Raw genomic sequence first — 25,058 nt, forward strand, 5'->3', positions numbered from 1 at the left:
CGTTCCTCCTTCCACGTTGCATCAGGTCTCCGCAAATGAACTTCTATGACGCGGGCAAGAAGCTGCCTGCGACGCGGCGTTCAGCAGCGTGGTGCGCAAGCCGTCAAAAATTCACTCGATGAAAACGCGCACGCTCGAAGCGCGGCCATCGGCGTCGATCACGGTCAGCGTTGAAAACCCCTGCCCTTCCGGTCGCCATTCGCTGTTGCGGCGGAGCGAAGCATCCGGGAGCGGCCTGCCGTTGGCGAGCCAGCGGAAGGGCGCGCGGCCGCCTTGCAGCTTCAGCACTAGCGGCGAAATGCCTGACTGGCTGGAGAGCTCCACCCTAGCCCCTTCCGGTGGATAGACGATGCGCGGCGCGCTTTCGCGCCTTGAGGCCGAAAGCAGGCCGCTTGCGGTCAATGTGAAACGCCGCTGGTTGGCGGGAAGGTCGCTCACGGCCACCCGCGCGACGCCAGAGGGTGCAGCAGGCATTGGCGTGATCGCTACGCCGGATTTCTCGAAAGCCTCGAAGAGGATCGGGGCTGCCGTCGCATAACCGGCAATGCCCGGGACGGCGCCGTTATCGGCACGACCGACCCAGACGCCGATGACATGCCGCCCGTCATAACCTACCGACCAGGCATCACGGTAACCGTAGCTAGTGCCGGTCTTGTAGGCGATGCCGCGCTGCTTCATGCCGAGTGGCGGCAGCACACCGGACAGGATGTCGGAGACGTTCCAGATCGCAGCGTCGGCAAACAGCCGATCTCCGGCAAGCCGTTGCGGCGCGGAGCGCACACCGTCCCCCAGCCGCACAGGGTCGCCGCCGCCGGCAAGGCCCGCATAAAGCTGCACCAGATCAACCAGCGAAATACCAGCACCTCCCAGCGCAATGGCAAGGCCCGGCGCCTCGGTGGTGGGAAGCACGAGCTTCACGCCCACGCGGCGGAAACGCACCATCAGCGCAGACGGGCTGACAGCATCCAGAAGCTTTACGGCGGGCACATTGAGCGACAGTTGCAGTGCCTGCCTGATGCTGACATCACCCTGATAATGCATGTCGAAATTACGCGGGCGGTAACCGGAAAAATCCGCCGGGCGATCCTCGATGATGGTTTCCTGCCCGATGAGACCATTTTCAAAGGCAAGGCCATAGATGAACGGCTTGAGAGTGGAGCCCGGCGAGCGCACGGCGCGGCTCATCTCCACGAAACCGCGCCTTGCAGTATCGAGATAATCAGCGGAACCAACTTCAGCCAGAATATCACCGGTCTGCGCGTCGGCCATGACGATGGCGACGGAGACCTTTTCTGTCAGCTTTTCCGCTGCATGGCGGGCAACGGCTTCCAGTTCCCGCTGGATCGGCAATCTGAGCGTCGAGTGCGCCTCGGTGGCATTGGGAAACTTCACGCGTGCGGCAGCCGCCATATGCGGTGCATAGGCCGGCAGATCACGCCGGTTGGCGGGAACGGCTGCAAGGATCGCCCGCTCTGCTTCCCCTTCACCCACCACGCGTTCCACGGCAAGGCGCTGCAAAACCCTCTCCCGCGCCTGCCTTGCCGCATCCGGAAAGCGGTCCGGTCGGCGTTTCTCCGGCAATTGCGGCAGCGCAACCAGAAGAGCCGCCTCCGCCGTGTCGAGCCGGGCGGGCTCCTTGCCAAACCAGGCGAGGCTTGCGGCACGAACACCCTCAAGATTGCCGCCATAAGGCGCGATATTCAGATAAAGATCGAGGATTTCCGCCTTGTCGAGCCGTCTTTCGATCTGGAGCGCGCGCAATCCCTGCAGAAACTTCGCCGAAAACGACCGGTCGGTGCGCGGTTCGATCAGCCGCGCCACCTGCATGGAAAGCGTCGAGGCGCCGGAAACGATCCGGCCGTTGCTTGCCAATTGCCAGGCGGAGCGCAGCAGCGCCCACGGGTCAATGCCGTGATGGTCGTAAAAACGCTGGTCCTCATAAGCGATCAGCATGCGCAGGAACTGCGGATCGATTTCTGCAGCGCTGGTTTTCAGCCGCCAGCGGCCATCAGGTGTCGCAAATGCGCGCAGCAACCGCCCGTCTCTATCCAGCACCTCGAAGGACCGCTGCTGCGCAGCCTCCAGCGGTGGTGGATAGGCCTTGTCCAGCGCATCGAGACCGAAGGCCGCACCGCCTACAAGCAGAGCGGCCGACACGATGCCGACGATGATCGCCTTTTTTCGCCTCATGGGGTTGCCGAACGCACCTCCATGCGGCCCGTTGCCGTGCGGGCGGAAAATTGCGGCCGGTACATATCCTCGACCGAGGCCGCCGGATGATCATAAGTGCCCGGGGTGACGGCCCGGACCACATAGGCCAGCGTGATTTCCGAACTGTCGCCAGCCGTGCGGTCGAAGGCCGCAACGAACCGGTCGTAGCGGAATTCGGTATGCGCAGCTTCGGTTTCCGGCAACCAGTCGAAATTCGAAAGGGCGGCAGAATTGACGAGGCTCGGATTGTCGATCTCGAAACCAGAAGGCAGAAGGTCAGTCACGAGAATGCGTGCTTGCCAGTCATTTTTAGGCGTAACATTCAGCACCGCCACATAACGCTCGTTCTGCACCACCTCGCTCGCGTTCACCTCCTCGCCATCCATGGAATAATAGGTACGGGTAATGGTGAACCCCTCGCCACCGGCGGCAAGCGGTTGTGCCGGGGGCGCGACCGTGGTGACCACCGCCGTGACCGGATCAGCCGACGCGTTGGCGATCTTCAAGGGTGCCGCCAGCAATTCGTCGCCGGTCATCCGCTTGCCGAAACCACCGGTCTGCAAATCGCCGTTCACATCAAGACGGATATCCTTGTCCTCACCTTTGACGGCGCGGGCGGCAAGCAGCATCCATGCCTGTTCCTGGGTGCTGGTATAGGGTTTCTTTTCCCATTCCTTCGCCACGGCACCTGCAAGTTGCGGCACGACGGCAGGAACCGGACGGCTTTCCGCCGCAAGCGCCAGCGTCGCTGCGCCATCACGCAGGGCGGAACCGTAATCCGCCCTTGCGAAGCTAACCTTGGTGGTACGGCTCGCCATATCGAGCGAGGCACCGAACACAGTCTTCGCGCGTGCCTGATCTCCATAAAGCGAAAGGGCTGCGGCAACCTGCGCCTTGGCAAGCGGTGTGGGGAAATCGGCAAGCGCCGTATCCGCATAATATCTGAGATCGTTGATCGCCGCCTTGCGGTTGCGCGCCAGAACGTAAAGCGAATAGGCGATCTCGTTGCCGCGATCCTTGACGTTGCTATCGTAGGAAAGACCGTTTTGCAGGTTGCTCAAAGCCTGCACCATCGCCTGCTCGGGAACATCGTAGTCCTGCTCGCGCGCACGGGTCAGGAAGTCGCTGATATAGGCATCCAGCCATAGATCTCCATAACCGGGAGACCAGAGGCCGAAACTGCCGGAACTCGACTGGAAGGACAGCACCCGGTAGATCGCCTCCTGCACGCGGAGGCGGGTATCCGGGTCCTCGGCGATGCCGCTATCCTTGGTCATTTCCGAGAGATAAAGCAGCGGCAACGCGCGGCTCGTCGTCTGCTCGGCGCAGCCGTAAGGATATTTGTCGAGCATCATCACCAGCGCCGGAATATCGAAGGCTGGCGAGCGTGTGACGTTGACGGCGACGGACGAACCGAGAAGCATGCTATCGGCCAGAAGGTCGCCATTGATCGTCAGGCTGCTATTGGGCGCGATCTTGATTTCACGCCGCGTCGTGACCGGCAGAACGGCTGGACGCACGGGAACATTCAATACCTGCTCCAGCGAAAGACCGGCGGCATTGGAGACCTTGATGGTGATTGCGCCATTGCCCGGCTGTTCGCCTGTCAACGGCACGGTCAGCGACGACTTGCCGCCCTTTTGCAGTGCCAGGGTCTGCGACATCTCACCCTGATCGACTGTAAGTGCCGTGTTGCTGGTCACATCCAGCCGGTAGTCGCCGGCCTCGCCATCGGTATTCGCGATATCGAGCCGCAATTGCGAGACATCGCCGGGCGCGAGGAACTTCGGTGCACTGGCAGTCACCACCACGGGGTCTCGAATGACGGCGTCGGAGACCGCATGTCCCACGCCCGTCTTCGTCCAGGCGACAGCCATGACGCGGGCCGTGCCGTTGAACTGAGGAATATCGAAGCTCACCGTCGCCTTGCCGTCTGCGTCAAGTTCGACAGGTCCCGAGAAGAAGGCCACGAGCTTTTCGGTGGGCGGGCTGCCCTGCAGTGCTGCGCCCCCGCCATCACCGCCCGTTCTAAGGCGGCCGGTGGCGCCAAGCGAACCGTCGATCAGGCGGCCATAGAGGTCGCGGATTTCCAGCCCCAGCCGTCGCTGACCGAAATACCATTCATCCGGCTTCGGCGGTTCATAGCGGGTGAGGTTCAATATGCCGACATCCACAGCCGCGACGATGACATAGGCCTTTTCGCCCACGCCCGCGCCGGCGACACTGATCGGAATTTCAAGCGGCTGACGCGGCAGCGTCTTCTGCGGCGCGCCTAGCGTTACCGCAAGCTTGCGCTCGGCGGGATCGACGGCAAGCCACTTGATGCCTATGGCGCGCATCGGCATGCGGCTTTCCTGCGCATCGCCCGGACGGAACAGCGTGGCCGTCACATACGCCCCCGCGCCCCATTCCTCGGTAACGGGAATGTCGATCTCGCCGCCATCCTCACCGATCTCAGCATTCTGCACGGAAATCAGCTTTTCCGAACCTGACGTGACCATCAGCTGACCGGCAAAACGCGACGATACCTTGAGTTTTGCGGTATCACCGATCTTGTAGTTTTGTTTGTCCAGCGCGATTTCCAGCGCATCCGGCGTCTCTGTCGAGCTTGCCTCGACGTAGAAACCAGCATCAAATTCGACGCTCGAAACCGGTGCGCCATTGCCGGCACCTTCCACTTCCAGCCTGTAGCGGCCCCAGGTGACAGGCACGGAAATCTCACCGCCATTGGCATAGACGGAAACCGTGCCGGTTTCGGTCTGTTTGGTATATTCCACCGGTTCGTACCGCCAGGAGTTACCCTGACGATACCATTGATAGTTTCGCTCTACCTTGATGAGCTTCCAGCTGAGGCCACTCATCGCCTGTTTCGCGCCATCAGCTGTCACGCCGATAATGTGGAAACGGCCAACGGAATTCTGGGCGAGATCACCCGAAAACTGCGGTTTGATGCCGATGACAGGTGCTTGCGCCTTCACCGGCAGCGTCAGAGATCGTTCGACGGCGCGGCCACCGGCCTCGCGCATCCGAACGGTGATGTTGGCGGAAAGCAGCTGCGTGGTGGAAGGCAAATCCGTCAGATCGACATTGAAACTTGCCTTGCCTTCTTCGTCCAGCGCCGGCAGATCGGCAAGCGCGGTGCGATTTTCCTCTTCGCTTTCCTCATCGGCCAGACCGAAGAAATAACCCTCGAAGTCGGTACTCGTGCGGGTCGGCTTGACGGCGACCTCACCTTCCAGCGTCAGGCCGGCTGCGGGCGCGCCGTAGAGATAACGGCCATCGACGTCGATTGGCGTTTCCGCGCCCGGCTCGATCTGTTTCACCTTGCTGGAAAGATCAAATTCGGTGCGATCAGGCACGAAATCATCGACCAGAAAGCTCTTTTCGCTGATCGCAGCCGTTTTCGGATCGGTATGAATGCGCAGCGTCCAGGTGCCGCGCATGGCATTCGCCTGCAAGGGCAGATCGACCGCATGGCCGCCGAGCGCCTTGCCGTCACTCACGAAACGCCGGTCCTCGACGCCATCAGGACGCGAGAAGATGAAGGTCAGCGGCAGATCCTCGATCGCCTTGCCGTCGACATCACGGGCCAGCGCTGCCGCGTGCACGGTCTCGCCGGCGCGGTAGATGCCGCGCTCTGTCCAGCTGAACACGTCGATAGCGCCGGGGGCCGCGCGGCCAGTCACGCCACGGTCGGAAAGATCGAAACCGGCGCGCGTCATGTCCAGAAAGATGTAGTCCTTGTCGCCGTTGCGCGCTGTGAGGATGGCGGGCGCCTGCGCCGCTGTGCCACGCATCAGGCCTGCCGAAAATACTGCCCTGCCGTCTGCATCCGTCTTTGCCGTGCCGAGCACTTCGTTGTTCTTGGCGAGCAATTGCAAATCCACCCCGCCAAGCGGTGCGGCGCTGCCGAGTGAGCGCACGAATACGTTCAGGCCATCGGTGCCGGCATAGGTGGTGATGCCCGTATCGGAAACGAGGAACCACTGCGTGGCGCGCGAATCCCATGTCTCCGGTGCGGTGCCGGGCGGTACGGCGGTCAGCACATAGATGCCGGGCTTCCGCTCTGGCAAGGCTTCGTCCACCGGAAAGCTCGTCACTACGTCCTTGTTGAGGTCCGGCTGAATGTCTATCGAACCTTGCCAGACCAGCTCGCCGAGCTCGTTTTCAATACGGTCGGCGTTGTAACCGTCCATCTGCGTCAAAAACTGCGAGTTTGCCAAGACCGACGTGATGTTACGGTCGCCAATACGGTAAAGCTTCAGATCGGCCTTCTCGGCATTGACCGAAACGATGGGAATGCCGCGCCGCGCCGTGCCCGGCAGCACGAAGTTCTCGCCGGTAAAGCGGACACTCGCTGCACGGTCACGCACGTAGATATCGAGATCGACCTGCTTTTCCAGCGGTTCTTCCACCGAGGACGGCAGGCCGGCGCGGAACGCAATCTTGTAACGCTGACCATGGGTCAGCCCCTCGACGCAAATCTCACTGCCCTTCGCCTCGATCGCCTTGGGTGCAGCACCATCCAATGTGACGAAAGAGGAATAATCGACACCGTTCTTCACCAGAGGTTCGGAAAACTGCACGCATGCGCGCGGGCTGACACTATCCGTATCAATCGTATTGTTGATGACGCGGAATCCCTGGCGCGTGCGCAGATCGGCATAGGCCGCCTTCGTCTGCGCATTATCGGAAAGTGTGAGGCTCTCCTTATAGGCATTAAGCGCCGCGCGATAATTCTGGGTCTTTTCGAAAGCCTGGGCCAGCCGGTTCAACGCCTCGGTGCGGGCACTGACCGTGCGGCTCAACTGATAGGCATTGATGGCAGCGGAAGCGGCCTGGCCCGCAATCGCGTAATTGTCGGTAACCTGCGCCGCCCTTTGCGAAAATTCGGCCCAGAGAGCACCGTCATCGGGCGAAATCGCAAGAGCCGCCTTGTAGGTTTCGATCGCGTCCGCTGCCGCCTGCTGCCTTGCTGTTTGCAGCAGGCTCTCCAGTCCCTGGCTCTGCTGCTCCGCGCTTGCCGCAAGGCCCGATTTCAGCCGGCGCGCTTCCTGCTGCAGGCTATCAGTCACGAAAGAAAGACGCTGCGGTGCACCGATATCGGCTTCAGCGACAACCTGCACGATCTTGCCGGCGACGGCACCGGGGAAGGCATTGAGCTGATTGAAATCCGATTTAAGGAAACACCATTGCACCTTGGGATTGTAGGTGAACGCCTTGCAGGCGGTATCGCCGACGCAAATCTCACCGCACTGCTCAAGCGAGACATTCTGCTCGGTTCTGAGATCGAACCCGAAATAATCGCCATTTTTGGTGGTAACCACCTTGCGGGAAGGTTCCGCCGCCACAGCTGGAATAAAAGTAATGGCGGTTGAGACCGCAATCAACGAGATCCGGACGAGCGCGCGCAACGACATCAGTTTTCTCCCCGCAACAGACATGTCGGGCGGGACTCTGGTCAAATCCACGCACGGTTGTCAACGCATCATCGTCAATTTGCGACGTGACACTGTGGAGAGAGCGGCAGGCAGGGCTAACGCTAGTCTTCTAATTTGCGCGCTTCGGAAATCAGCATGATCGGCACCCCGTCGCGGATCGGGTAGGCGAGCCCTGCGCTTTCGGACACCAGCTCGTTGCGGGCGCGATCGTAGGAAAGACGTCCCTTCGTCAAGGGGCAAACCAGCAGCTCAAGCAGCTTGGGATCGGCATTGCTCATCCTGTCGTCCATGGCGGCGATCCTACTGCAGCACAGTACCGGCCTCGCCCGAGCCCTGGGCAAGAACGATCTCGGTGATGGCGATCAATGTTTCGGCCCGCGTCCTCAGGTCAGGCGCTTCCAGCAGCGCCTGCTTTTCGGCGGGACCAAAGGGAGACATCATGGAAAGCGAATTGACGAGGACACGATTGCCTGCGCGCTCCACGCTTTCCCAATCGGCTTCCAGCTGGTTCGCATCCAGAAACGCACGGAATACCCGCAGCAGATTTTCGCGGTCCACAGCGTCCTCATCATACTCGCCGGAAAGATCGGCGATGAAGGGCGCGTGCCGGAAACTGCGATAGGGTTTGCCCACATCCACCTCTTCCAGCAGGCGGAAGCGGCAGATGCCAGTGAGCGAAATGACATAACGCCCATCCCCGGTCTCCGAAAAGGAAGTGATGCGACCAAGACATCCGACAGCGCTCAAAGGACCACCATCATGCCCCCCCTCAATGACGTGAAGGGCCGGCTGCACCATGCCGATGACCCGGTGGCCGGCCAGTGCCATATCGATCATGGCGAGGTATCTAGGCTCGAAGACATTGAGCGGCAGGTGGCCTTCCGGCAAAAGCAACGCGCCCGACAATGGAAATACCGGCACAGTTTCCGGCAGATCGTTGTTCTTCACATATCTCGCATTTCCGACATGCATGGGATCAAGCCCCCTGTTCACCGCTGCCCGGCCGGCGGATCAACCGCCATGGCCGGGATATGCCCGCATTACGAAAACAAGATTGCCGAAAGCTTCCGGCGCCCGGCCACACTTGCCGGATCCTTGAAGCCCCAGGCCTCGAAAAACTCCAGAAGCTGGCGGCGCGCGCCGTCATCATCAAAGGTTCTGTCCTTGCGCATGACATAGAGCAGATGGTCCGCTGCCTCATCCCGCCGCCCTTGAGCGTTGAGGACCTTGGCAAGCTTCACACGAGCCTCGTAATTATCGGGATCGAGCGCGAGATCACGTTCCAGCGCCACCGGGTCGCCAATCTTGCGGGCTTCTTCATATTGCGCGATCTTTTTCGAGACGAGCTGAATGCCAGCATCTGCGGCCACTTCCGCCGGCAAGGACGAGAGGAGTTCGCTTGCCCGTTCATATTGTCCAACGGCAATCATGCATTCGGCAATACCAGCGATTGCGGCGGCGTTTTCGGGATCGGCCTGCATAACCGCGCCGAACAATTGTGCCGCACCATTATGATCGCCATCCGCCAGAAGCTGCTTTGCCTCTGCCAGAACCGCTTCGATCTCAGCCTTCGGATCACCCGCATCAGGTCCGGCGATCTTGTCGATGAACTGCTTGATCTGGCTTTCCGGTACCGCGCCCATGAAGCCGTCCACCGGCCTGCCATCCAGGAAAGCAACGATGGCGGGAATGGACTGGATGCCGAGTTGGCCTGGAATAGACGGGTGATCGTCGATATTCAGTTTCACAAGCTTCACGCGGCCATTCGCCTCGTTTACTGCCTTTTCGAGAACCGGCGTCAGCTGCTTGCACGGGCCGCACCACGGTGCCCAGAAATCCACCAGAACCGGCTGGTGGCGCGATTCCTCGAGAACATCCTTGGAGAAGGCCGCCGTTGTGGTGTCCTTGATGTGACCGGAAGACGCGCCGTTCAGCTCCCCGCTATATTGCGCGTTGCCGGACATCTGCCCGCCATAGGAACTGCCGTAAGGATTGTTCGTGCCGCTCATGCCGGTCTCCCGTAATCTCTGTCGTATTGTCTTGGTTGAAGCAAAGATCGTATCTCACTCGCTGACTTTCAAGACAAGCGGCGTGTGGCCGGTCGCCTCCAGGAAGCGAATGAGGTCTTTGTTTCCTATCGTCGTCGTCTGGTCGTTGGAAAGCGGATGACCGTTGATAAGCTCGTTTTCCAGAAGATCGCTGTCGAGTACGAAGGTGACCTGCCCACTCGTGTCGTTGATGGCGCCGAAAACCGTGACGGATCCCGGCACGACACCCAGATATTCAAGCATTTTTTCCGGCCTGCCGAAGGATACGCGGCTTGCCGCGCCAATCGTCTTGTGAACGCTTTTCAGATCGACGACCGCGTTCTCCTCAACGGTCAGAACGAAATATTGATCCTTCTTGTCCTTCACAAAAAGGTTCTTCGTGTGGCCGCCCGGGATTAGATCACGCAACGACTGGGATTCGGCAACGGTGTAGACCGGCTCATGCTGTTTTGTCTTATGCTCGATGCCGAGCCCGTCCAGAAACGCGAACAAGTCCGCTGCCGTCTTCGGAGAATTTTCCGCCATATCCTGCCGCCTGCCTTTGCCGATTCCGATGTCCTCTCCGTCATGATTAAGGGGGCAACCGCGGCTTGGCAACGCGTGAAAAAGCGACGGCGCGAAAATTCCCAATCATTTCCGCCGCTTGTCGCATTTCTCAAAGAAATTTTCGCGTTTTTGTCATTTCCCTGTTGCATTCCAAAATCGATTGAGCGATATAGCGCCCGTCGCCGCATTGCGGTGGCCCACGGTTCAGCGTACTACCCCGGACCGATGGATTTGAGCGGGTGTAGCTCAGGGGTAGAGCACAACCTTGCCAAGGTTGGGGTCGAGGGTTCAAATCCCTTCGCCCGCTCCAAATTTTCCCAGGACACAGTTACCTGCGTTATTTCGATTGCTTATGAAGACGCCGATCCCGGTCTGTCGGCTTGGCGTGCATGATTTTTATCGGGCGACATGTAATCAGGCGGAACTTATGGCGAGGATATCCGTTCTTGACGCGAGGCTCCTAACCTCAGTTCCCCTCTGAATTGCCCGCCGCGAGCGGGCATTTTTTTGTCACCCCGTGAAAATACCATTTGGCACAGGGAACAGCTCCCGGGCGCATCGCGTTTTCCTGCGTTGGTCAACACGAGGGGATAGCTCATGTCCATAAATCTCAGACGAACTTGTGTGGTTGCCGTATTTGCCGTCCTGTCCATCCCGGCTGCCTCTTTCGCTGCCGACATGATCAATTACGGAAGGGAAACGGCCCCGAAATACAAAGTGCACCATCATCCACGTGCCGTTGCAAATGTCTATGCTGCCGGCGCGCCCTTACGCTGCAACGATAATATCGTGTCTTACCGCTCCCCTTACGAGCGGCATACGGAAGTGGTTACTCTCTGCCATCCGCCGCTAAACTGGCAAACAGAGTCTTCTACCGCAACAATATGGTCGCCTTGATCTTGTCATAATTCATTTGATGTGCTTTTGTTCGCTCGCCCTTGTGGGAGGGGGTAAAGGTTGAGACCCGCTGGCTGTTTCGATACGGCAAGCGGGTTTCCCTTTTTTTGGCGTCCGGCCAGCCACAGGCAGTGCGAGGAATGCCGCAAATTCTCAACGTACGTCCAGAAGACGACGCAAACTTTGCTTTTCTCATTGAAGATGAATGGTAGCGGGAGAGGGACTTGAACCCCCGACACGCGGATTATGATTCCGCTGCTCTAACCACCTGAGCTACCCCGCCACAGGGAAAACGTGACAGCCATGTGACCGTCCGCGCCATCAGGATGAGCGGCTTATAAGGTGCCGCTCCCCAAAGTGTCAAGCGCATGACGCGCAAAAAATTCGCTTTCCACACGGCGGTGAAAACCGATTTGTTTCAGGCAGCAACCGGCTTTTCCAAAAGCGCCTTCAGCGAAGCCTCGGCGTCCACCGAGCGTTCCGAACGTTCGATGAAACCACCACCGTAAACGCGGGCATCCGCGCCCGGTGCAGAATAGAGCACGCAGGCCTGACCGGGAGCGACACCCGCCTCGCCGGTCATCAAATCCACGTAGATGCCGTTTTCATCGGCATGCAACATCGCTTCGGTTGGCGGGCGGGTGGAGCGCACCTTGGCGAAGCAGGCAAAGCCCTGCCCGGCCTCGTCCGCAAGCGCGCCATCGCCAAGCCAGTTCATGTCTCGCAGATAGACACGGCGGGTCTCCAGCGCCTCCCGCGGACCGACGATGACCCTGCGGCCACGCGCATCGAGATGCACGACATACAGCGGCTCCCCAGTCGCGACACCAATACCCCGGCGCTGACCGATGGTATAATGCACGATACCGTCATGGCGGCCGAGTACGCGCCCGTCCAGATGGACGATATCGCCCGCCAACGCCGCATTCGGCTTCAGCTTGTTGATGATATCGGTATATTTGCCCTGAGGTACGAAACAGATGTCCTGACTGTCGGCCTTCTTGGCGACGACGAGACCCATATCTTCCGCCAGCGCGCGTGTTTCGGCCTTTGAGAGGCCGCCGAGCGGAAACCGCAGATAGTCGATCTGCTCCTGCGTCGTTGCAAACAGGAACCAGCTCTGGTCACGATCGCTATCGATCGGGCGATAGAGCGCGCGGCGTCCCGGTTGGCCGGCAACGGGATTGGGACGCGAGCGGATGTAGTGGCCGGTCGCCAGCGCATCTGCGCCGAGTTCCTGAGCAGTGGCGAGCAGATCGGCGAATTTTACCGTCTGGTTGCAGGCAACGCAGGGGATCGGCGTTTCACCCATCGCATAGGCTTCGGCAAAGGGATTGATGACGGTTTCGCGGAACCGCGCTTCATAATCCAGCACATAGTGGGGAATGCCGAGCGTTTCGCAGACCCTGCGCGCATCGTCAATATCCTGTCCCGCGCAGCAGGAGCCGGCGCGGTGCACAGCCGCACCGTGGTCGTAAAGCTGGAGAGTTATGCCGAGGACGTCATAGCCCTCGCGCTTGAGGATACCGGCCACAACCGAAGAATCGACGCCACCGGACATGGCGACAACGATCCGGGTGTCTTCCGGCCTCTTGTCAAAATCGAGCGTATTCACGTTTTTTCCCATCGTCAGTCATAACGGGGGTAAAGGCCCCGCCGCCTGTCGGTCATCCGCTGCGGCAAGCCTTAGTCGAAAAAGACTGTCCTGCCTCGCCACCATGCGGATTTAAGGGCTGCATATAGAAAGGAATGGCCGCGCACGCAAGTACGGGGCGGAAAACCGCCCCGTAAAGCCATTAGAGTGAGGTGGTGACCGGTTGTTAAGCGCCCGCCGTCTTCTGGCCGCTGCTGCCAATCCACTTGTCGCGCTCCCTCCACAGGGCCGGCAAAGCCAGCAAGCCTATTGCGGTAAGGGCAATTAGCGTCTTGCTGACCTGCGAAAGTTCGGCCGTACGGCCATCCAGATAATAGACGCCATAGACGATAGCCACGTGCCAGACATAGACCTGAAGCGAATGGCGGCCGAGCAGCTGCAGGAATTTCAGCGAGAGCACCCAGATCACGCCCTCCGCAATCGAGCGGACGATCGGGCGGTGATGCTTCGGACCAGCGATCACCAGCCAAGTGAGACCCACACCAACAGCAAGGAAATTGATGAGGTAGACCGGGCCGAAATCGGCACGGATCTCCATCGTGGAGAACTTGCCCATCACGAATTCCGGCATCAGGCCCCAGGCGGTTGCGATACGAAGCGGCATGAAAAACAGGCAGATGAGAAGTGCCGCCTTCGGAAGCCATGTTTGTTGCGGTGAGAAGATCGCCTTCCACGGAATGCGGTTCTGCGCCGTCATCGCGCCCAGCACCAGCGCCGAGTAGAATACAAGCTGCCAACCGAGAAGGTTGAAGCTGACACGGATACCCTGCTCGTCGGCACCCTTGACGAGTTCATTGAGAGGCGTCGTCACGATCTGCTGAAGACCGAGCTGGCCGGCCATCCAGACCAGCAGCGAGCCTGCCATGACATAAGCCCATTTGCCGTCGAGGCAGAGTTTAACAAGGACGGGTGCGAACAGCATGTAAACAATGTACTGCGGCAGAATATCCATGAATGTCGGCTGGAAGAGGAATGTCGCAATCGCCGCCAGACGCAGCGGATCGTCGAACGACGTCATGCCCAGCCAGTTGTACCAGATGTACGGCGCATGCGGGATGACCATGCGGAAGAACAGCACGGCGATGACGAGACCCATCGCATAGCGATAGAGCTCCATCGCCCGGTTCCAGATCATCTGTTTGCCGGCATCATAGCCATATTTCATCATCTTGCGGGCATAGACCATGCCGATCAGCAGACCAGACAGAAAGACGAAACCCTGCGCGTCTTCCACGAAGGCAAACTGGCGGTGATTGATTTCCACCAGCCAGAAACCGCCTGCAAACACCAGATGGTTGATCAGCATGAAGACGAGGAAGTAACCACGCATCCCGTCGATCAGGTCAAAGCGTTTCATCTCGATAGCTCTCCGTTCTCGCGGGCCGTGCATTGCCCGGCCACCCAGCCCGGCTTGCGGGAGGCGGGCCGGGAATTGGATTGTCAACGCTGTTTTGCGCCTGTGGTTCCCTTCCCAAAGCGGTTTAGAACCGGCGCGAAAAGTAACATTGACGTGTACGCATGCTGGTTAGGATGCGCGGACTGAACACCGGATGAATGAAAAACGGCATTCCGTGGAGCAAAAGAGCTATGCGTCAGCGCCACGCCTCGACGAAGAGGGCGCAAACCCCTGCATGGCAGGGAAAACGCGGACAGCCACTCGCGGGACGATACAGATATCACCCGTTAGATTTATCAGTCATTTTTTTGGAGAGTTGCGATCTGCCACCGCGATCACTGAATTATCGACGAAAGACAATGTCGCGGCATCACGCATCGCGGTACGCAAAAGCCCGGAGGTTGGTAAAACCTCCGGGCTGTTTCATTCAGACAAGACTACGCGTCGTCTCAGGCAGCGGCCTGAATGGCGGCGACCTGCCAGTTGTCGTTACCGCCACGGCGCACGAAGGTCCACATTTCCACCGCTTCGGACGGATGCTGCTCGTCCCCTTCGATCACCTTGCCGGAGGTGCGGTCGCGCATAATGTCGATGGCGGAGTAGCGCATGGCTACCGTTGCATAGTCCTGGCCCTCTTCGTGCCAGGCTTCGGCAACATCGCCCTGCAGCAGCGTTACGTCGCGCACGTCGTTTTTCACGCCGCTCGTCGCGTTGTCGCTCAGTTCCTCAGCAAGATAGGACATGGCTTCCGGCGTCGTCAGCTTGCGCAACGTGCCGTAATCTTCAGCCCCATAGGCAGCCTGAACATCCTGCAGCATTTTCTGGAAGACTTCGAGATCGCTCTGGGTAATGCCAATTTCGTCACCTTCGGACATAGCATTGGCATGTGCCACCGGCTTTGCGGTTGCGGCAGTGGCCGCGGCTGCGCCGCCCGCAGCACCGGCAAGCGCGCCGATCTTCGGAATCTTGAACGAGGATGCGGAAGGACCTGCCTGCGGGCCGCCATTAAAGGAGGAGCCGGAATGATCCGTGCGCTGCGATCCGCCTGCGCCACCGAAAGCCGGCTGGCCCTGACGGCGCGATGCGAAGAAACGCATGGCGAACATGACCAGAAGGCCAATCAGCGCCACCTGCAGCAACATACCGAAGAAACCGGCCATACCGCCGAAACCGCCGCCCATGAGCATGCCGAACAGGCCACCCATCAGCAGTCCGCCCATCAAGCCACCCATCATGCCGCCAAACAGGCCACGGCTCTGCTGCGGTGCCTGCGCACCGGGACGCGCCGGCTGTGCAGCGCCGGGCGTCGCCTGGTTTTGCTGGGTGTTAGGAGTCATGCTGCGGTTGATCGGCGCGGTCTGGCCGGGGGCGGTGCTGGTCGACGGCGGCGCGGAAAACGTCCTTGTGCCGCGGCTACCGAAACCGCCGCTCGCACGGCGTGCTTCCGCCATATCGACGGCTACGAAAGATACCGCGATACCAAGCGCGGCGACTGCGAACAAACCTTTGAAGCGCCGAAAGGCAGCAAACATCACTATCTCCTGTTGGCCACCCTCCCATGAGCGGCATATCAGCACGCGATATAGCAACTCATGATCATCATTTTTAGTATGCCCGCCTTAAATTTTTCGTGATATGCAACCAGAGAGAGAAACACGCACACATTTCGGTGAAACCGGCGGTTCAGAAACAAAAAAACCGGCACAGGGTTTCCCCTGCACCGGCCCTTATTGTCCCCTTGGGAGGAACGATAGGTATCAGTCGATGTTGAATGTCAGCGGCCTGACCTGGCGGATTGCCGGGTTGGCGCGCAGCTTGTCCAGCACGTCTTCGGAAACCGGACCATCGACATAAAGAAGCGCGATGGCGTCGCCGCCTTCCTTTTCACGACCGAGCTGGAAGTTGGCAATGTTGACGCCAGCCTCACCAAGCGTGGTGCCCATGAAGCCGATCATGCCGGGAACGTCGGTGTTGGTGATGTAGATCATGTGCGATCCAACATCCGCATCCATGTTGATGTTCTTGATCTGGATGAAGCGCGGCTTGCCATCCGAGAACACCGTACCAGCAACCGAGCGAACCTGGTTTTCAGTCTTGACCGTCAACTTGATGTAACCGTCGTAAACGCCGGTCTTGTCACGCTTGACCTCGGACAGGATAACACCCTTTTCCTTGATCATAACAGGCGCGGAAACCATGTTCACATCCGCAACCTGGCTGCGGATAAGGCCCGCCAGCAACGCGCTGGTCAGCGCCTTGGTGTTCATGTTGGCGGTTGCACCATCATAAAGGATTTCGATTTCCTTGGTGGCGCTTTCCTGCACCTGACCGACGAAGGAGCCGAGGACATCCGCCAGACGGATGAAGGGCTTCAGGCGCGGTGCTTCTTCCGCCGTGATCGATGGCATGTTGATGGCGTTGGAGACGGCACCCTTGACCAGATAATCCGACATCTGCTCGGCAACCTGAAGCGCAACGTTTTCCTGTGCTTCCGTGGTCGAAGCGCCGAGATGCGGCGTGCAGACGACATTGGGAAGACCAAAAAGCGGGCTTTCGGTGGCGGGCTCGACTTCGAAAACGTCAAAGCCTGCACCGGCGACATGGCCGGACTTGATGGCGTCGGCAAGAGCCGCCTCATCCACCAGACCGCCACGGGCGCAATTGACGATACGTACGCCCTTCTTGGTCTTGGCAAGGTTTTCGGCATTGAGGATGCCGCGTGTCTTGTCGGTCATCGGCACATGCAGGGTGATGAAATCGGCCTGCGCCAACAGCTCGTCCAGCTCAACCTTCGTCACGCCCATTTCCTGCGCGCGCTCCGGCGACAGGAAGGGATCGTAGGCCAGAACGTGCATCTTCAGGCCAAGTGCGCGCGAGCAGACGATGGAGCCGATGTTGCCGGCACCGATGACGCCGAGCGTCTTGCCGGTGATTTCGACACCCATGAATTTCGACTTTTCCCACTTACCCGCCTGCGTGGAGCTATCGGCAGCCGGAAGCTGACGAGCGACGGCGAACATCAGCGCAATCGCATGTTCGGCAGTGGTGATAGAGTTGCCGAACGGCGTGTTCATGACGATGATACCGCGGCGCGAAGCGGCCGGGATATCGACGTTATCGACGCCGATACCGGCGCGGCCGATGACCTTGAGATTGGTCGCCGCTTCGATCAGCTTTTCGGTCGCCTTAGTGGCGGAACGAATGGCAAGACCATCGTAATTGCCGATGATTTCAGCCAGCTTGTCCTTGTCCTTGCCGAGTTTCGGCTGGAAATCGACTTCGACGCCACGATCACGGAAAATCTGGACGGCGGTTTCCGACAGTTCGTCGGATACGAGTACGCGAGGTGCCATGGTTCAGGGGCTCCTTGAAAAACGGTGCAGTTTTAAAAGCGGGAAATCGGCGGCCCTGCATCAACGCAGGGCCGGTATCAAAATCAGGCGGCAGCCTTGGAAAGTGTTGCCTTCTGCGTCTGGTAGGCCCAGGCGAGCCAGGGCATGACGGCTTCCATATCGGCCGTCTCGATGGTTGCGCCGGCCCAGATGCGCAGACCGGACGGTGCGTCACGGTAAGCGCCGATATCGAGGGCGACATTTTCCTTTTCAAGCAGGGCAACGATGCCCTTGGCGAAATCCGCCTGCGCAGCAGCATCCAGCGCCTGTACGTCGGGATCGACGATCTTCAGGCAGACGGAGGTGTTGGAGCGGGTTTCCGGCTTGACGGCCAGGTTGGCGATCCAGTCGTTCTTCTCGATAAAGTCGTAGATGACCTTGGCATTGGCATCAGCACGGCCAATCAGCGCCTTCAGGCCACCAAGGTTCTTCGCCCACAGCAGCGCGTCGATATAATCCTCAACGCAGAGCATGGACGGGGTGTTGATGGTTTCGCCAGTGAAGATGCCTTCGATGAGCTTGCCGCCGGAGACCATGCGGAAGATTTTCGGCAGCGGCCATGCCGGCGCGTAGCTCAGCAGACGCTCGACAGCGCGCGGCGAAAGGATGATGACGCCGTGGCCACCCTCGCCGCCCAGAACCTTCTGCCAGGAGAAGGTCACGACGTCGAGCTTTGCAAAGTCCATATCCTGCGCGAAGGCCGCCGAGGTGGCATCGCAGATAGTCAGACCCTTGCGGTCAGCAGGAATGAAATCGGCATTGGGAACGCGGACACCGGAGGTGGTGCCGTTCCAGGTGAAAACCACATCGCGGTCGAAATCGACTTCTGCCAGGTTCGGCAGCAGTCCGTAATCGGCCTCCAACTTGCGTACGTCCTTCAGCTTCAGCTGCTTGACGACATCGGTAACCCAGCCGGCACCAAAGCTTTCCCAGGCAAGCATATCGACGCCGCGTTCACCGAGCAGCGACCAAAGGGCCATTTCAACGGCGCCGGTGTCGGACGCGGGAACAATGCCGATGCGATAATCGGCGGGAACATTGAGAATTTCACGGGTGAGATCGATGGCCTGCTTCAGCTTGGCTTTGCCAACCTTGGCGCGATGCGAGCGACCGAGCGGTGCATCGGATAGAGCATCTAGCGACCAACCGGGACGCTTCGAGCATGGACCAGAAGAAAAATGCGTATTGCCCGGACGGAGGTCCGGCTTCACTATATCTGTCATTTGACTACCCTTTCAGATAGGCGCCTCTCGTTAGGGAGAGGTGTCCTGACGCCGTTGCTATTCCTCTCACCGGCCTCCGTCAAGCGGAATATGTCGCTACGCATGAGAATTTTAGTCCATATGCGTCATGCGACGAATTGGATACCGCTGAAAACAAAAACCGCCCGCACCGGAGGAGGATGCGAACGGCTTGAAGCTAACAGTCGGGCGTGACGTTTATTTATAAACGGCAGGCTGCAGCGGAATATCGGCAGGCGGCATGTATTGCGCGGTATCGCAGCCGTTAAAGACATAACGGCCACCGACGCGAACCTCATGCGAATACAGACCCTTGTCGCGGCCAGGACCGCCACCATTCGCAAAATCGAACATGTCGCCCTTGTTGATCTGGCGGAAGCGGTAACCGACATCTGCCTTCAGATTACAGGTAACATCGATCGATGCACCGGCCATCAGGGCATAGGCGAAGCGCCACTTGCCTCTGCCGCCATGTTCGGTGGTCGGGTCGCAGCCAAGGCCGTTGGTGCTGCACGAAGTATTGCGCAGCTTATCCCATTTGACGTAGGAGCCGCCGATACCGCCACCAACATAGGGCGTGATGCGGCCATAGGTACCAAGATCGACATAGGCGTTTGCCATCAGCGTGTATGCTCTAAGCGAGCTGAGATCCGCTGAAACGCAGGGACCGGGCACGGAACCACAGCCGCCGATGGTAGAACCGCGGAAATCCGATTTACCCATGTAATCGAAGGTTACGTCACTGCGGAAATAGTTGTTGAACTGATAACCGACACCGGCGCCGACGATGTAGCTATCCTTGACATTAGCCGTATCAAAATCGGCGAGATAACCACCCGGTCCACCCTGATAATAGTTGGCGCCGCGAAGCTTGTTGAAGGAATAACCGACGTCGCCGCGCAGATACCAACCACTTGCCTGCGTGATCTGCACTTCGGGTGCCTCGACATAGGCAGGCGCAGGTTCAGCTTGATAAAGATCGGCAGCGAAGGCGCTCGTGCCGGTCATCAGAACGGCCAGAATGCCGGCCAAAGCGTTTTTCATGACTTCCACTCCAGAAGAGGCACCTGCCGTTGCGGCAGCAAATGCCAGTGAACTGTTCAGTCACGGAGATTGGCGTAAAATGGTTAAGTCCCGATTAACCACGATCATTCACTATATTTATTAGGCAATACTCAAAGAAAAAGCCGACTCGAAAGCCGGCTTTTTCTTTTCACATTTGGTGGCGCAATTTATGCAGCCGAGCGGGCATTGGTGATAACGCCGACGAGATCGTTGACGATCTGCTCCACCTTCGCACTATCGTCGCCCTCCGCCATGACGCGGATCAAAGGCTCCGTACCGGAGGGGCGGATAACGAGGCGGCCATTATTGGCCAATGCGCTTTCCGCATCGGCGATCGCCTGCTGCACGATCGGATTTTCCAATGGCTTGCCGCCGGAAATACGGACGTTCTTCAAAAGCTGCGGCACCGGCTCGAACTTGCGGCAAACCTCGCTGACGGTGAGGCCCGAACGTTTGACCTTGGCGAGAACCTGCAAAGCTGCCACCAGCCCATCGCCAGTCGTGCCATAATCCGACAAGACGATGTGGCCGGACTGCTCACCGCCGACGTTGAAATTGTGGTTGCGCATATGTTCGACAACATAACGGTCGCCCACCTTGGTGCGGGCAAGGGTGAGACCCTTGTCGCCAAGGAAACGCTCAAGACCGAGATTGGACATCACGGTTGCGACAATGCCGCCACCACGCAGGGTATTGTCGGAAGCCCAGCTGTCGGCAATCACCGCCATGAGCTGGTCGCCGTCGACGATCTCGCCGCGTTCGTCGACGATGATGACACGGTCCGCATCGCCATCGAGCGCGATGCCGATATCGGCCCGCACCTCATGCACCTTTTTCTGCAGGGCTTCCGGGTGGGTGGAGCCGCATTCGAGATTGATATTGATGCCGTTCGGCTCGTTGCCGATGGTAACGACTTCGGCGCCCAGTTCCCAGAGTGCTGCGGGAGCCACCTTGTAGGCAGCGCCATTGGCACAGTCGATGGCGATCCTGAGCCCGCTCAGCGTCACATCACGCGGCAGGGTACGTTTGACGAATTCGATATAGCGGTAGATATCGCCATCCACGCGCTTGGCGCGTCCGATCTCGCTCGGCTTGGCGAGCTGGGCATAGAGATCCTTGTCGAGAAGATCTTCGATTTCCAGCTCAAGCTCGTCGGAAAGCTTGTATCCGTCGGGTCCGAAAAGCTTGATTCCATTATCGGAAAATGGGTTGTGCGACGCCGAGATCATTACGCCGATATCGGCCCGCAGCGAGCGGGTCAGCATGGCAACAGCGGGGGTTGGAATGGGCCCGAGCAGGAAGACATCAAGGCCGGCCGCGGTGAAACCTGCGACCAGCGCGTTTTCCAGCATGTAGCCCGAAAGCCGTGTATCCTTGCCGATCACGACACGATGGCGATGATGGCCCCGGCGGAAGATCGTTCCGACCGCAATGCCCACACGCATCGCCAGATCCGGCGTCATGGGAAAGACGTTCGATTGTCCGCGGATACCATCGGTTCCGAAATAACGGCGTGCCATTTGAACTCCAAATCTTTCGGGCATTCCGGCATAGCATAAAACTACCGGAAGCGTTTTTGGCTAAATGCCACAAACCACGATAAACAGCACGTAAATTACCGCAAAAATTGCTTATATCTTGTTACCAAACTGAAAAGGCCACCCGGAAAACCGGATGGCCTTTTTCAATAGTCGTCTTGGCCAAGCAATCAGTGCGGCTGCGGCTCCATGCCGCCTTCAGCCTCGCCGTCGCCCTTGGCTTCGCCGTCACCCTTGACTTCGCTTGGGCCGTCCTTCTTGGTGCCTGCTTTCGGAACAGCCGAGCCACGGCTGCCAGGAGAATCGTCACCCAGATCGCGGGCCGGCTTCTCGCCCCTCAGCAAAGCCTTGATCTCGTCGCCCGTGAGGGTTTCGTATTCAAGAAGACCCTCGGCAATAGCAACGAACCCGTCGTGATTGTCCGTCAGGATACGACGTGCCTCTGTATAGGCCTCGTCGATCAGGCGGCGGACTTCGGTGTCGATCGTCTGAGCCGTTGCCTCGGAGACATTCTTGGACTGCGAGACGGAATGGCCAAGGAAGACTTCCTGCTGGTTTTCACCATAGGCGACCTGGCCGAGAGCGTCGGAGAAGCCCCATTGCGTTACCATGGCGCGGGCAAGCTTGGTGGCCTGCTCGATATCCGAAGATGCGCCGGAGGTGATGTTTTCCTTGCCGAAGGTCAACTCCTCGGCAACGCGGCCACCCATCATGATCACCAGACGCGACACCATCCATTTGTAACTCATGGAGTAGCGGTCACCTTCAGGCAACTGCATGACCATGCCGAGTGCACGGCCGCGCGGAATAATTGTCGCCTTGTGCAGCGGATCAGCCAAAGCAACCTTGAGCGCGGTAATCGCATGCCCCGCCTCGTGGTAAGCGGTCAGTTTCTTTTCCGCTTCGGTCATGGCGGAGGAGCGGCGTTCCGCACCCATCATGATCTTGTCCTTGGCGTCCTCGAACTCCTGCATGGTAACCACGCGCTTGTTACGGCGAGCGGCCATCAGGGCGGCTTCGTTGACGAGGTTCATCAAGTCAGCGCCCGAGAAACCGGGGGTGCCACGGGCCAGAACCTTGAGATCGACATTCGGAGCCAGCGGCACGTTGCGAACGTGAACCTTGAGAATGCGCTCACGGCCGACGATATCCGGGTTCGGCACGACGACCTGACGGTCGAAACGGCCGGGACGCAGAAGCGCGGGATCGAGAACGTCCGGACGGTTGGTGGCGGCGATGAGGATGATGCCTTCATTCGCCTCGAAGCCGTCCATCTCGACCAGCAGCTGGTTGAGCGTCTGTTCGCGTTCGTCATTGCCACCGCCGAGACCGGCGCCGCGGTGACGACCGACAGCGTCGATTTCGTCGATGAAGATGATGCACGGCGCATTCTTCTTGGCCTGCTCGAACATGTCACGCACGCGGCTTGCGCCGACGCCGACGAACATTTCCACGAAGTCAGAACCGGAAATGGTGAAGAACGGCACATTAGCTTCACCCGCGACGGAGCGCGCCAGTAGCGTCTTACCAGTACCTGGAGGGCCGACCAGCAGCACGCCGCGCGGGATCTTGCCGCCGAGTCGCTGGAACTTCTGCGGATCGCGCAGGAATTCCACGATTTCCTCAAGGTCCTGCTTGGCTTCGTCCACACCTGCGACGTCGTCAAACGTCACGCGGCCGTGCGCTTCCGTCAAAAGCTTGGCCTTTGACTTGCCAAAGCCCATCGCGCCGCGCGAGCCGCCCTGCATCTGCCGCATGAAGAACAGCCAGACGCCGAGGATGAGGAACATCGGCAAAAGCGTGCCGAGATAGCTCAAAAAACCGGAAGAACCGTCGCTCTCGGGACGCGCGACGATGGTGACGTTCTTGCTCTGCAAGCGCTCCATCAAGCTGTCGTCGATTACTGGGGAATAGGTCTGAAAGGCCGTGCCGTTCTCGGTATAGGTTCCGAGAACCCGGTTACCGGTGACGGTCACGTCGCGAACTCGCCCGGAATCCACATCGCGGACAAACTGGGAATACGGAATTTCCCGCGAACCCGTTTGCGTCGGCGAAGTCTGGAACATGCTGAACAAAGCGATCAGCAAGAGGGCAATCACGGCCCACAAGGCGAAATTTCTGAAATTTGGGTTCATCGAACTCCCCGAACTCACACGGACATGTTTGCTGCCCGCTATTACTCGACCCTAACATAAGGACGACATCTGCCGTTGCCAAGGCAAAGGGCGTTATCTGATGCGTTTTGGTGTAAAAACTATTCCAAGGCAATTCACGAAAAAGAGGCCGGATTTAAACCGGCGGCTGTGGATAGGCCGCACGGCCGAATAAAACCGCGATGGCATTCGCCAACTCAAGGTCGAAGCGCGGCAGAAAAAGATCGAAGGGGGCAAGCCTCGGCACGATACTGATGGCACCTTCCGGAGAGGCTCGACCGGGAACCAACGCGGCATTTTGCGGCAGGATCGCCATCGCCTGTTTTGCAATCCCTGGCGGCACCGCTGGAAAAAGCGCTGCCGCATCCGCAATGCCACCCGTCCTGCCCGCCGCAATATTGACCGGAAAAGCCGATGTGTTTTTCACAAAGAAACGATCGTCCCAGAGGCCCTGCCCGCCAGCCTCGACTTGCAGTTCCGGCATATTCCGATGCTCGCGGAAAAGATAAAGCCCGTCCTTTCGGCGATCGAAAAGAACGCGGCCAACCGTTATCCGTCCGTTCTCGCTGGTTTTGAGAAACTGCAACACCCGATCCATGCTGCTGGCCGCCGGGAAATAGGCCCTTCCACCGAGATTAGCGATGAGCACCGCTAGCCCGTGCCGAAATTCGGGAAGATCGGGCATCAGGCCTTCAATCGACAATCTGGCGAGCGTGGCGTGAAAGAATTCTACGTTTTGTTGGAGAAAAAAGGCGGTTTTCTCGGAATATGCCTGTCGTTTGACGGCGGCCTGCGCATCAAACGGCGGCGGAGAGTCGGAAAGCGACTGCCGCACACGAACCCGCTCGTAGCGCGCGTTGTCATTACTAGGGTCGTCAGACCAGCCACGCGAGCGAGATAATACGAAATCGCGGATCTCCTGTCTTTCACAGGTCAGAAACGGCCGCATGATCCAGTGGCGTCCACCGTATAATACAGCATCCGCCATGCCGGCGAGGCCGAGATTTTCGCTGCTGCCGCTTCTGGCGGCACGCATCGCCACGGTTTCCCGCTGGTCGCCAAGAGTATGCCCCGTCACGATGAGATCGGCGCCAATGTCGCTCGCAACGTCGGCGATCAGACTATATCGGGCAAGACGAGAGGCTTCGGAAATGCCGGAAGCGGGTTTGGGATCATCCCATCGGCGCACGGTATGCGGGATACCGAGTTCCGCGCAGAGCAGGGAGACCTTGTGAGCCTCATCAGCGGATTCCGCCCTGAGGGCATGGTCAACCGTGACGGCGGAAAGCCGCACCCGGTCGGGGTCTGCCTCCGCCCTCGCCTCATGCATTGCCAGCAACAGACCGGTGGAATCGCTACCGCCGGAGATTGCGATGAGAATATGGACGGGTTTGCGAAGATTTTCGACGAAGGACCTAGCCGCAGCGAGCGGCGCAACCGTCTTTTCGTTCAAAATGCGGACATCAACCGGCATGG

The 25,058-nt window shown here is 59.1% G+C and carries 15 protein-coding genes and 2 tRNA genes; 1 reads left to right on the top strand and 16 read right to left on the bottom strand.

Annotation, left to right across the window (positions count from 1 at the left end):
* Positions 1-111 precede the first annotated feature (111 nt).
* The 6 genes from pbpC to RBH71_RS07495 form a co-directional block, all read right to left on the bottom strand.
* Positions 112-2,190 carry a penicillin-binding protein 1C gene (gene pbpC / locus RBH71_RS07470; RefSeq protein WP_162632401.1) on the bottom strand — a complete coding sequence of 693 codons (2,079 nt, stop codon included), beginning with the start codon at positions 2,188-2,190 and terminating at the stop codon, positions 112-114.
* On the bottom strand, positions 2,187-7,631 hold the full coding sequence (locus RBH71_RS07475) for an alpha-2-macroglobulin family protein (protein ID WP_323687234.1): 5,445 nt from the start codon (positions 7,629-7,631) through the stop codon (positions 2,187-2,189). Before RBH71_RS07475 ends, pbpC begins: the two co-directional genes overlap by 4 nt.
* A gap of 122 nt (positions 7,632-7,753) precedes the next feature.
* The gene (locus RBH71_RS07480) at positions 7,754-7,942 is read right to left on the bottom strand and encodes a Trm112 family protein (protein WP_003511371.1); all 189 of its coding nucleotides are present in this window, start codon (positions 7,940-7,942) and stop codon (positions 7,754-7,756) included.
* 10 nt (positions 7,943-7,952) lie between these two features.
* Entirely contained in the window at positions 7,953-8,624 is a 672-nt protein-coding gene (locus tag RBH71_RS07485; RefSeq protein WP_003511372.1) for an LON peptidase substrate-binding domain-containing protein, read from the bottom strand.
* A 68-nt stretch (positions 8,625-8,692) separates the two neighbouring features.
* Entirely contained in the window at positions 8,693-9,661 is a 969-nt protein-coding gene (gene trxA, locus RBH71_RS07490; RefSeq protein ID WP_003511373.1) for a thioredoxin, read from the bottom strand.
* Positions 9,662-9,715: 54 nt separating this feature from the next.
* Positions 9,716-10,225, bottom strand: coding sequence for a prolyl-tRNA synthetase associated domain-containing protein (locus RBH71_RS07495; protein ID WP_111803068.1), 510 nt, complete (start codon positions 10,223-10,225; stop codon positions 9,716-9,718).
* 256 nt (positions 10,226-10,481) lie between these two features.
* Between RBH71_RS07495 and RBH71_RS07500 the strand changes: the two genes are divergently transcribed.
* Positions 10,482-10,556, top strand: a tRNA-Gly gene (locus tag RBH71_RS07500).
* A 793-nt stretch (positions 10,557-11,349) separates the two neighbouring features.
* Here the strand turns inward: RBH71_RS07500 and RBH71_RS07505 are convergent.
* The 10 genes from RBH71_RS07505 to tilS form a co-directional block, all read right to left on the bottom strand.
* A tRNA-Met gene (locus RBH71_RS07505) sits at positions 11,350-11,426 on the bottom strand.
* 135 nt (positions 11,427-11,561) lie between these two features.
* Positions 11,562-12,758, bottom strand: a complete 1,197-nt coding sequence (mnmA, locus tag RBH71_RS07510; RefSeq protein WP_035199644.1) for a tRNA 2-thiouridine(34) synthase MnmA — start codon at positions 12,756-12,758, stop codon at positions 11,562-11,564.
* Between the two features lie 205 nt (positions 12,759-12,963).
* On the bottom strand, positions 12,964-14,154 hold the full coding sequence (locus RBH71_RS07515; RefSeq protein ID WP_003511376.1) for an OpgC family protein: 1,191 nt from the start codon (positions 14,152-14,154) through the stop codon (positions 12,964-12,966).
* A 488-nt stretch (positions 14,155-14,642) separates the two neighbouring features.
* Complete coding sequence (locus RBH71_RS07520; protein WP_003511377.1) at positions 14,643-15,725, bottom strand: Tim44 domain-containing protein; 1,083 nt, start codon at positions 15,723-15,725, stop codon at positions 14,643-14,645.
* 225 nt (positions 15,726-15,950) lie between these two features.
* A complete protein-coding gene (serA, locus tag RBH71_RS07525) occupies positions 15,951-17,546 on the bottom strand; it encodes a phosphoglycerate dehydrogenase (RefSeq protein ID WP_003511378.1) in 1,596 nt (531 codons plus the stop codon).
* Between the two features lie 83 nt (positions 17,547-17,629).
* Positions 17,630-18,808 (bottom strand): phosphoserine transaminase, encoded by a 1,179-nt coding sequence (locus RBH71_RS07530; protein WP_003511379.1) that lies wholly within the window; start codon positions 18,806-18,808, stop codon positions 17,630-17,632.
* 216 nt (positions 18,809-19,024) lie between these two features.
* On the bottom strand, positions 19,025-19,870 hold the full coding sequence (locus RBH71_RS07535) for an outer membrane protein (protein WP_003511380.1): 846 nt from the start codon (positions 19,868-19,870) through the stop codon (positions 19,025-19,027).
* A 188-nt stretch (positions 19,871-20,058) separates the two neighbouring features.
* Complete coding sequence (glmM, locus tag RBH71_RS07540; protein WP_003511381.1) at positions 20,059-21,411, bottom strand: phosphoglucosamine mutase; 1,353 nt, start codon at positions 21,409-21,411, stop codon at positions 20,059-20,061.
* A 188-nt stretch (positions 21,412-21,599) separates the two neighbouring features.
* Positions 21,600-23,564 (bottom strand): ATP-dependent zinc metalloprotease FtsH, encoded by a 1,965-nt coding sequence (ftsH, locus tag RBH71_RS07545; protein ID WP_003511383.1) that lies wholly within the window; start codon positions 23,562-23,564, stop codon positions 21,600-21,602.
* Positions 23,565-23,718: 154 nt separating this feature from the next.
* Positions 23,719-25,056 carry a tRNA lysidine(34) synthetase TilS gene (gene tilS, locus RBH71_RS07550; RefSeq protein WP_111803050.1) on the bottom strand — a complete coding sequence of 446 codons (1,338 nt, stop codon included), beginning with the start codon at positions 25,054-25,056 and terminating at the stop codon, positions 23,719-23,721.
* Positions 25,057-25,058 lie beyond the last annotated feature (2 nt).

The organism is Rhizobium sp. AN68, from assembly GCF_030758035.1.
In the GTDB taxonomy this organism is placed as follows: Bacteria; Pseudomonadota; Alphaproteobacteria; order Rhizobiales; family Rhizobiaceae; genus Agrobacterium; species Agrobacterium tumefaciens.

Excerpts from the sequence above, each read along its gene's own strand:
- pbpC (WP_162632401.1), bottom strand. The coding sequence starts at position 2,190 with ATGAGGCGAAAAAAGGCGATCATCGTCGGCATCGTGTCGGCCGCTCTG.
- RBH71_RS07475 (WP_323687234.1), bottom strand. The coding sequence starts at position 7,631 with ATGTCGTTGCGCGCGCTCGTCCGGATCTCGTTGATTGCGGTCTCAACC.
- RBH71_RS07480 (WP_003511371.1), bottom strand. The coding sequence starts at position 7,942 with ATGGACGACAGGATGAGCAATGCCGATCCCAAGCTGCTTGAGCTGCTG.
- RBH71_RS07485 (WP_003511372.1), bottom strand. The coding sequence starts at position 8,624 with ATGCATGTCGGAAATGCGAGATATGTGAAGAACAACGATCTGCCGGAA.
- trxA (WP_003511373.1), bottom strand. The coding sequence starts at position 9,661 with ATGAGCGGCACGAACAATCCTTACGGCAGTTCCTATGGCGGGCAGATG.
- RBH71_RS07495 (WP_111803068.1), bottom strand. The coding sequence starts at position 10,225 with ATGGCGGAAAATTCTCCGAAGACGGCAGCGGACTTGTTCGCGTTTCTG.
- RBH71_RS07515 (WP_003511376.1), bottom strand. The coding sequence starts at position 14,154 with ATGAAACGCTTTGACCTGATCGACGGGATGCGTGGTTACTTCCTCGTC.
- RBH71_RS07520 (WP_003511377.1), bottom strand. The coding sequence starts at position 15,725 with ATGTTTGCTGCCTTTCGGCGCTTCAAAGGTTTGTTCGCAGTCGCCGCG.
- serA (WP_003511378.1), bottom strand. The coding sequence starts at position 17,546 with ATGGCACCTCGCGTACTCGTATCCGACGAACTGTCGGAAACCGCCGTC.
- RBH71_RS07530 (WP_003511379.1), bottom strand. The coding sequence starts at position 18,808 with ATGACAGATATAGTGAAGCCGGACCTCCGTCCGGGCAATACGCATTTT.
- RBH71_RS07535 (WP_003511380.1), bottom strand. The coding sequence starts at position 19,870 with ATGAAAAACGCTTTGGCCGGCATTCTGGCCGTTCTGATGACCGGCACG.
- glmM (WP_003511381.1), bottom strand. The coding sequence starts at position 21,411 with ATGGCACGCCGTTATTTCGGAACCGATGGTATCCGCGGACAATCGAAC.
- ftsH (WP_003511383.1), bottom strand. The coding sequence starts at position 23,564 with ATGAACCCAAATTTCAGAAATTTCGCCTTGTGGGCCGTGATTGCCCTC.
- tilS (WP_111803050.1), bottom strand. The coding sequence starts at position 25,056 with ATGCCGGTTGATGTCCGCATTTTGAACGAAAAGACGGTTGCGCCGCTC.